Raw genomic sequence first — 3588 nt, 5'->3', positions numbered from 1 at the left:
TGCACGCCGCCGGCGTTCTCGGAGACGTTGCCGCCGATGGAGCAGGCGATCTGGGAGGAGGGATCCGGTGCATAGTAGAGCCCGTGGGGGGCGGCGGCCTCGGAGATCGCAAGGTTGCGCACGCCGGGCTGGACCCGCGCGATGCGCCGTTGTGCGTCCACTGACAGGATGCGGTTGAACTTGCCCAGCGACAGCAGGATGCCCTGCGGATGGGGCAGGGCGCCGCCGGAGAGGCTGGTGCCGGAGCCCCGGGCGACCACGGGGACGTCCCACTCGCTGGCCAGCCGGAGCACGGCCTGAACCTGCTCGACGGTCTCGGGCACGGCCACCACCAGCGGCAGCTGGCGATAGGCGGACAGGCCGTCGCACTCGTAGGCGCGCAGGCCCGCCTCGTGGACAATCAGTCCCTCGCCGGGGAGTATGGCCGAGAGCCGCGTGATCAGGTCGTCGCGGTCGACGGAGAAACGGGTGTCTTCGTCACGGTAACGGGACGGCGCTGCCATGACCTCTCCTCCATTGGTCTGACCAATGCACCATAGCAGACCGGGGTGCCGAAAGGAAAACGCCCGTGCATCGGGCACGGGCGTCGGCGGCGGCTCGGGGAGGCGGGCCCGTCAGCAGGGCCGTCGGCGGGTCATTTGCGGACCCACTTGCCGCCGTCGTTCTGGTAGTACCAGCCGTCCCGGGCGTTGCGCACCCAGCGCTCCGCGAAGACCCCGCGGATGCGCTGCTCCCATTCGGGGTGATCGTTGGCCACAGCGATTTCACGGTACAGGGCGTTGCGGTCCGCGTTCTCCGCGGAGACGAGCTGGCGGACGCTGCCCCGCTCGGCGAGCGGCACACTGTTGAGGTCACGCACCGCGACCAGGGCGTCCCGGGTGAGCCCGACGGCACCGGACTCGTAGTAGGGACGCAGCCGGGAGAAGCGCTTCTCCATGCTCGCGGTCAGGCGCTTGACCGCGGGTGAGGAGATGTCGATGCGTGGTTCCTGGGCGTGGGCGGGGGTGATCAGCGTGTCGAGCAGGCGTATCGCCAGGGGACGTTCCGCTCCGGGGGCTCGCCCCTGGGTGTCGTCCCCCTCCGGGGCCTGCTCGCGCGTCGGCGGGGCACCGTCCTCCGGGCCCCAGACGTCCTTGATGATGCGGTCGGCGGCCTTCTCCGCGGCGACCGCCGGGAAGTACACATTGATGGTCACACAGGCGGCGAGCAGCATGAACAGCGGCACGAGGCCCAGGCGCTTGATCGCGGTCACGGCGGGTCTCCTTCGTCGTCGTGGCGTCGGGTCTACTCTACCACCGGTGCGCCGCCGGCGGTGACGCCTGCGAGCTGGCGGATGAACGTCGACCAGCTGACCCGGTCGACGTGCCCGATCACGTCCACGCGGGGGACGCTCGCGCCCTCGACGATGTAGTAGCCGTTCTCCGCCGGGCCGACGCCCCGCATCAGGCATACATCGCCCGAGAGGCGGCAGCCGAGCCCGAGGCGGGCGTAGCCGAAGGCGTCGAACACGCTGAGCAGGCCGCGGGACAGGGCCCCGGCCGCGCCGCTGCCGCCGATGCTTGACAGGGCCTCGATCGCCCGCTGGCTGATCCGGTGGGGTACCGGGTCGTCCACCGGCGTGTGGAACCAGGCGTCGAAGGCGGCGGGCTGCCAGCCCACCAGGCGCAGCCCGGTGACGCGGCCCTCCAGCGTGCCGGTGATGCGGCCGAACTCGAACGCCGTCGTCAGCGTCTCCAGGTCGAGGCCCTGCGCCGTTAGCTCCCCGGTAAGCCGGGGGGCCACACCGAAGGGGTCGGAGAGTACCAGGTCCTGGAGGCGGATGAGGCCCTTGAAGGCCTCGATGCGCAGGGTCCCGGCGACGCTCGCGGTGCCGTTGGCGTAGCGCAGGGTCGGCAGCTCGCCGGAGAGGGTGCCGCCGAACCGCGGCCAGCCCAGGGCCTGGGTCACCGGGCCGAGGCTGATGGGGGTCACCCGCGCGTCCAGGGCGGCGGCGGGGTTATCGCCGGCGAGCCCGGATAGCGCGAGCCGCTCCACCGCCAGCGCGCCGTCCGCGATGGGGACGCGCAGGGGCGCAAGGAGCCTGCCGCCATCGCCGTGGAGCAGGGCCCGTGCGTCGAACGCCCCGACCGGGACGCCGTGGAGGCTGCCCCCCTGCACGCTCAGGCGGCTCGCCGCAGGCGCGTCGAGGTCGCCGGCCCGCCAATCCAGCCGGGCGTCGAGGCCGTTGAGCCGGTAGTCGGCACCGTCGAGCCCGACGCCGGAGAGGCGCAGGTTCACGCTCCGGAGTACCCCGTCGGCGAACGCCGCGCGAAGCGTGGCGTTGCCGTCGCCGGCCACCTCGGGGAAGCCGCCGCCGGTGAGGAACGGGCGTGCATATGTGGCGTAGGCCGCCGGCAGGCTCAAGGTCAACGGCGTGACGTCCGCGGCGACGATGCCCCGGCCGCTCGCCCAGGTAAGGGTGCCCTGACCGCTGACGAGGCCGGGCTGATCCACGCGCAGCCGGGAGAGATGGACGCTGTCGAGCGTCTCGGGGACCGTGAGGTCGGTCCGCAGGGTCAGTGGGTGTGCGGCGAGGTCCACGAAGACCGGGTCGCTGTAGACCTGCCCGCCGTCGAGCGCCGCCTCCGTCTGGCCGAACCAGTCGCCGTCGCCGCCGCGTGCCGCCCAGGACAGGCGGCCCGTTACGCCCTCGGCGGCCTGCAGGCCGCTCGCGCTGCCGCCTGACAGCCCTTCCAGCACGATCTCGCCGGCGGTGCGCAGTACACCGGCGGCGTCGCCGGAGAACGTGGCGTTGACCGAGACGGTGCCGCCGCCGGCCTGCCAGCCACGAACCGCATCGCCGGCGAGGGCGAGAATGGCGCCCGGCGCCAGGCCGTTGCCCTGGGCGTTCACCCGCCAGCCGCCCGGGCCGTAGTGTGCGGCGACCCGGAGGCCGGAGCCGCCGACCGGGAGCGAGGGCAGGGTGACGTCCAGTGTACCGGTGTCCCGGCGCCAGGTGGCCGCCGCATCGGCGGCGACAGTGCCGACCGGTGCCCAGCTCGCGCTCAACCGGGCGTCGGCGCAGGTGACGCGGTCCGGGGCCAGCCGTGCCGCCGGACAGTCGATCCGCACGTCCCTGACCGGTGGCTGGTCGCCGGGCAGGTCGAGGCGGTCGATGTTCACGGTCAGGGCGCCGTCGCCGAGCCCGTAGCTCAGCCGTATCCCGTGGACGACGGCGCCGCCCACGGCCGCGCGGCCGACGTCGACGGCGAACGTCTCGACGGCGCTGCTGACGGTGGCTATGCACAGGAGCACGGCGGCGAGGCCGTGACGCAGGCGCCCCGGCGGCATAGAACTGGCTCCGATTGACCCCTGAGGCCCCATCATCGTGGCCCGTGCGCCTGGTGTCACGGCCCGGTGAAGGGGGAGCGTGGTGCACGGCCTGCGCGGGTGCCCGCAGCGGTGGGCCGGCTACCCGAAGGCGGCCGGCGATTACCGGTGATGTGTACGTACCCGCGACGCGGCGCCGTTGCCCGTCAGGCGGCCTGGCGCGTGTGCTCCGGCAGACCCGTTGCCAGGGGCACGGTGACCGCACCGCCGGCCAGCGCG

3 protein-coding genes are annotated in these 3588 nt (G+C 73.3%); all 3 read right to left on the bottom strand.

Going from position 1 to position 3588, the window contains the following annotated elements; translation table 11 throughout:
- On the bottom strand, positions 1–503 hold a 503-nt coding region (locus G7A99_RS16810), incomplete at its 3' end, for an FAD-binding protein (protein WP_163142290.1).
- A 131-nt stretch (positions 504–634) separates the two neighbouring features.
- Positions 635–1252, bottom strand: a complete 618-nt coding sequence (locus G7A99_RS16805) for a DUF1318 domain-containing protein (protein ID WP_018716993.1) — start codon at positions 1250–1252, stop codon at positions 635–637.
- A gap of 32 nt (positions 1253–1284) precedes the next feature.
- Entirely contained in the window at positions 1285–3330 is a 2046-nt protein-coding gene (locus tag G7A99_RS16800) for a hypothetical protein (RefSeq protein ID WP_018716992.1), read from the bottom strand.
- Positions 3331–3588: the final 258 nt, after the last annotated feature.

It is taken from the genome of Arhodomonas sp. KWT (assembly GCF_010993615.1).
This window is presented reverse-complemented; position numbering and strand designations above follow the sequence as displayed.